The following is a 5,399-nucleotide window of genomic DNA, read 5'->3' as shown; positions in this document are numbered from 1 at the left end:
AATTGGGAGTCTGGCGGTGTGCTACTCTCACATGGGGAAACCCCACACTACCATCGCCGCTAATACGTTTCACTTCTGAGTTCGGAATGGGATCAGGTGGTACCGTATCGCTATGGCCGCCAGACATAAACTGGTAACAATATAAAAAGCTGATGCAATCACTAAGTGAGATTGTCTTACTCTATCTCTAACACTTGTCTCACAACACCTGACCCTAAAGTCATTTTGGCGTTGTATGGTTAAGCCTCTCGGGCAATTAGTACAGGTTAGCTTAACGCATTACTACGCTTCCACACCCTGCCTATCAACGTTGTAGTCTTCAACAACCCTTCCAGAAGTTAAACTTCAGGGATGACTCATCTTGAGGCTCGCTTCCCGCTTAGATGCTTTCAGCGGTTATCGATTCCGAACGTAGCTACCGGGCAATGCCATTGGCATGACAACCCGAACACCAGCGGTTCGTCCACTCCGGTCCTCTCGTACTAGGAGCAGCCCCTCTCAATCATCCAGCGCCCACGGCAGATAGGGACCGAACTGTCTCACGACGTTCTAAACCCAGCTCGCGTACCACTTTAAATGGCGAACAGCCATACCCTTGGGACCGACTTCAGCCCCAGGATGTGATGAGCCGACATCGAGGTGCCAAACACCGCCGTCGATATGAACTCTTGGGCGGTATCAGCCTGTTATCCCCGGAGTACCTTTTATCCGTTGAGCGATGGCCCTTCCATACAGAACCACCGGATCACTATGACCTACTTTCGTACCTGCTCGACGTGTCTGTCTCGCAGTTAAGCTGGCTTATGCCATTGCACTAACCTCCTGATGTCCGACCAGGATTAGCCAACCTTCGTGCTCCTCCGTTACTCTTTGGGAGGAGACCGCCCCAGTCAAACTACCCACCAGACACTGTCCTCAATCCCGATTAGGGACCAGAGTTAGAACATCAAACATACAAGGGTGGTATTTCAAGGTTGACTCCACGCAAACTGGCGTTCACGCTTCAAAGTCTCCCACCTATCCTACACATGTAGGGTCAATGTTCAGTGCCAAGCTGTAGTAAAGGTTCACGGGGTCTTTCCGTCTAGCCGCGGGTACACAGCATCTTCACTGCGATTTCAATTTCACTGAGTCTCGGGTGGAGACAGCGTGGCCATGATTACGCCATTCGTGCAGGTCGGAACTTACCCGACAAGGAATTTCGCTACCTTAGGACCGTTATAGTTACGGCCGCCGTTTACCGGGGCTTCGATCAAGAGCTTCGCTTACGCTAACCCCATCAATTAACCTTCCGGCACCGGGCAGGCGTCACACCGTATACGTCATCTTTCGATTTAGCACAGTGCTGTGTTTTTAATAAACAGTTCCAGCCACCATTTCACTGCGGCCTCCATTCGCTTACGAAGCAAGTTCTTCACAAACGGAGGCGTACCTTCTCCCGAAGTTACGGTACGATTTTGCCGAGTTCCTTCACCCGAGTTCTCTCAAGCGCCTTAGTATTCTCTACCTGACCACCTGTGTCGGTTTGGGGTACGGTTCACATAATCATAAGTTTAGAGGCTTTTCCTGGAAGCAGGGTATCTGCAACTTCAACGCCGTAGCGTCTCGTCTCGTGTCTCAGAATTGAATGCCCGGATTTGCCTAAGCACTCTTCCTACTCACTTTCACATGGACAACCAACGCCATGCTTGCATAACCTTCTCCGTCCCCCCATCACTGATTATATAAGTACGGGAATATTAACCCGTTTCCCATCGACTACGCATTTCTGCCTCGCCTTAGGGGCCGACTTACCCTGCCCTGATTAACATGGGACAGGAAACCTTGGTCTTCCGGCGTGGGGGTTTTTCACCCCCATTATCGTTACTCATGTCAGCATTCGCACTTGTGATATGTCCAGCAAACCTCTCAGTTCACCTTCATCCACTTACACAACGCTCCCCTACCCAGCATGTAAAACATGCTGCCGCAGCTTCGGTATACTACTTAGCCCCGTTACATCTTCCGCGCAGGCCGACTCGACTAGTGAGCTATTACGCTTTCTTTAAAGGGTGGCTGCTTCTAAGCCAACCTCCTAGCTGTCTTAGCCTTCCCACTTCGTTTCCCACTTAGTAGTATTTTGGGACCTTAGCTGGCGGTCTGGGTTGTTTCCCTCTTCACGACGGACGTTAGCACCCGCCGTGTGTCTCCCGGATAGTACTCACAGGTATTCGGAGTTTGCATGGGGTTGGTAAGTCGGGATGACCCCCTAGCCCAAACAGTGCTCTACCCCCTGTGGTATTCGTCCGAGGCGCTACCTAAATAGCTTTCGGGGAGAACCAGCTATCTCCCGGTTTGATTGGCCTTTCACCCCCAGCCACAGGTCATCCGCTAACTTTTCAACGTTAGTCGGTTCGGTCCTCCAGTGCGTGTTACCGCACCTTCAACCTGCCCATGGCTAGATCACCGGGTTTCGGGTCTATACCCTGCAACTAAAACGCCCAGTTAAGACTCGCTTTCGCTACGGCTCCCCTATACGGTTAACCTTGCTACAGAATATAAGTCGCTGACCCATTATACAAAAGGTACGCAGTCACAGAACAAGTCTGCTCCCACTGCTTGTACGTATACGGTTTCAGGTTCTATTTCACTCCCCTCACAGGGGTTCTTTTCGCCTTTCCCTCACGGTACTGGTTCACTATCGGTCAGTCAGGAGTATTTAGCCTTGGAGGATGGTCCCCCCATATTCAGACAAGATAACACGTGTCCCGTCCTACTCGATTTCATCTATAAAGCACCTTCGTGTACGGGGCTATCACCCTGTGTCGCCCAGCTTCCCAACTGGTTCCACTAACGCTTTATAAACTTAAGGGCTGGCCCCCGTTCGCTCGCCGCTACTAAGGGGATCTCAATTGATTTCTTTTCCTAAAGGTACTTAGATGTTTCAGTTCCCTTCGTTTGCCTCCTTAAGCTATGTATTCACTTAAGGATGACCTGTAAACAGGCCGGGTTCCCCCATTCGGACATCTGTGGCTAAAATGCGTTTTGTCAACTCACCACAGCTTTTCGCAGACTTACACGTCCTTCATCGCCTCTGACTGCCTAGGCATCCACCGTATACGCTTAGTCACTTAACCATACAACCCAAAATAACCTTTTATGCATTTCAGGTATGAACAAACGTTCACATTGTATGAGCGACAAGTGTTAATCGGTTTCAATCTAAACTAGATTCAAACTTCTTTTCAGTATCAGATAGAGTAAGTTCTTTCGAGTCTCACTCAGTTTTGATTACTAATATCAGCTTTCCATATTGTTAAAGAACATTTAAGGTTAAAAAAACCTTAATCAATCAACACTTATCCAAGTATTCATTCATTAAGGACCTTTTCCCTTCTCAAGATAGACCATGTGGTAGGCTTGGGCAGACTTGAACTGCCGACCTCACCCTTATCAGGGGTGCGCTCTAACCAGCTGAGCTACAAGCCTAATGTGGTGGAGCTAAGCAGGATCGAACTGCTGACCTCCTGCGTGCAAGGCAGGCGCTCTCCCAGCTGAGCTATAGCCCCAAAGGTCATTTGGCTATCTCGTTCATCTACAACAAAACAATCTGTGTGGACACTGCATTAAATCGGTCTTCCGATATATAGTGTAAGGAGGTGATCCAACCCCAGGTTCCCCTAGGGTTACCTTGTTACGACTTCACCCCAGTCATGAAACACAAAGTGGTAATCGCCCTCCCGAAGGTTAGACTAACTACTTCTTTTGCATCCCACTCCCATGGTGTGACGGGCGGTGTGTACAAGGCCCGGGAACGTATTCACCGTGGTATTCTGACCCACGATTACTAGCGATTCCGACTTCATGGAGTCGAGTTGCAGACTCCAATCCGGACTACGACAAGCTTTTTGGGTTCCGCTCCACCTCGCGGTCTCGCTTCCCTCTGTACTTGCCATTGTAGCACGTGTGTAGCCCATCCCGTAAGGGCCATGATGACTTGACGTCGTCCCCACCTTCCTCCGGTTTGTCACCGGCAGTCTCCTTAAAGTGCCCAACTTAATGCTGGCAACTAAGGACAAGGGTTGCGCTCGTTGCGGGACTTAACCCAACATCTCACGACACGAGCTGACGACAGCCATGCAGCACCTGTCTCAGAGTTCCCGAAGGCACTCATCTATCTCTAGGTGATTCTCTGGATGTCAAGGGATGGTAAGGTTCTTCGCGTTGCATCGAATTAAACCACATGCTCCACCGCTTGTGCGGGCCCCCGTCAATTCATTTGAGTTTTAACCTTGCGGCCGTACTCCCCAGGCGGTCTACTTATCGCGTTAGCTTCGCTACGCATGCATTAAATGCTCACACAGCTAGTAGACATCGTTTACGGTGTGGACTACCAGGGTATCTAATCCTGTTCGCTACCCACACTTTCGCACATGAGCGTCAGTCTTTGGCCAGGGAGTCGCCTTCGCCACTGATGTTCCTCCAGATCTCTACGCATTTCACCGCTACACCTGGAATTCCACTCCCCTCTCCAAGACTCTAGTCTGCCAGTTTTAAATGCAATTCCCAGGTTGAGCCCGGGGCTTTCACATCTAACTTAACAAACCGCCTGCGTGCGCTTTACGCCCAGTAATTCCGATTAACGCTCGCACCCTCCGTATTACCGCGGCTGCTGGCACGGAGTTAGCCGGTGCTTCTTCTGTTGCTAACGTCACAGCTAGCAGGTATTAACTACTAACCTTTCCTCACAACTGAAAGTGCTTTACAACCCGAAGGCCTTCTTCACACACGCGGCATGGCTGGATCAGGGTTGCCCCCATTGTCCAATATTCCCCACTGCTGCCTCCCGTAGGAGTCTGGGCCGTGTCTCAGTCCCAGTGTGGCTGATCATCCTCTCAGACCAGCTAGAGATCGTCGCCTTGGTAGGCCTTTACCCTACCAACTAGCTAATCTCACTTAGGTTCATCTCCTGGCGAGAGCAAAAGCCCTCTTTGACCCGAAGGTGTCATGCGGTATTAGCAGTCGTTTCCAACTGTTATCCCCCACCAAAAGGCAGATCCCTAAGCATTACTCACCCGTCCGCCACTCGTCATCATCTAGCAAGCTAGACATGTTACCGTTCGACTTGCATGTGTTAGGCCTGCCGCCAGCGTTCAATCTGAGCCATGATCAAACTCTTCAATTAAAAGTAAATCTATGAATTTTCGGTTGACACTCATTAACGAGTGCCCACACAGATTGTCTTGTTGCAAATTGTTAAAGAACCGTGCTTGAGACCCTGTCTCGAGCGGGATGCGCATTCTACGCTATCCGGTTTTGATGTCAAGCCCCTTTTTCAAAGTTTTTCTTGTCATCTCAACTTCGCCGCTGACCGTTGCCGTTCCCCGTCGAAGTGGCGCGCATTCTACGCATCTAACAAA

At 50.2% G+C, this 5,399-nt stretch carries 2 tRNA genes and 3 rRNA genes; all 5 read right to left on the bottom strand.

What is annotated here, in order from left to right:
• Positions 1–8 precede the first annotated feature (8 nt).
• Positions 9–124, bottom strand: a 5S ribosomal RNA gene (rrf, locus tag H8B19_RS18675).
• Between the two features lie 111 nt (positions 125–235).
• Positions 236–3,116, bottom strand: a 23S ribosomal RNA gene (locus H8B19_RS18670).
• A gap of 275 nt (positions 3,117–3,391) precedes the next feature.
• Positions 3,392–3,468: transfer RNA gene (locus tag H8B19_RS18665), tRNA-Ile, on the bottom strand.
• A 4-nt stretch (positions 3,469–3,472) separates the two neighbouring features.
• Positions 3,473–3,548, bottom strand: a tRNA-Ala gene (locus H8B19_RS18660).
• 83 nt (positions 3,549–3,631) lie between these two features.
• Positions 3,632–5,164: ribosomal RNA gene (locus H8B19_RS18655) — 16S ribosomal RNA — on the bottom strand.
• Together the 16S, 23S and 5S rRNA genes with 2 tRNA genes alongside form the textbook arrangement of a ribosomal RNA operon.
• Between the last annotated feature and the right edge of the window lie 235 nt (positions 5,165–5,399).

Source organism: Neptunicella marina, from assembly GCF_014270035.1.
GTDB lineage: Bacteria > Pseudomonadota > Gammaproteobacteria > Enterobacterales > Alteromonadaceae > Neptunicella > Neptunicella marina.
This window is presented reverse-complemented; position numbering and strand designations above follow the sequence as displayed.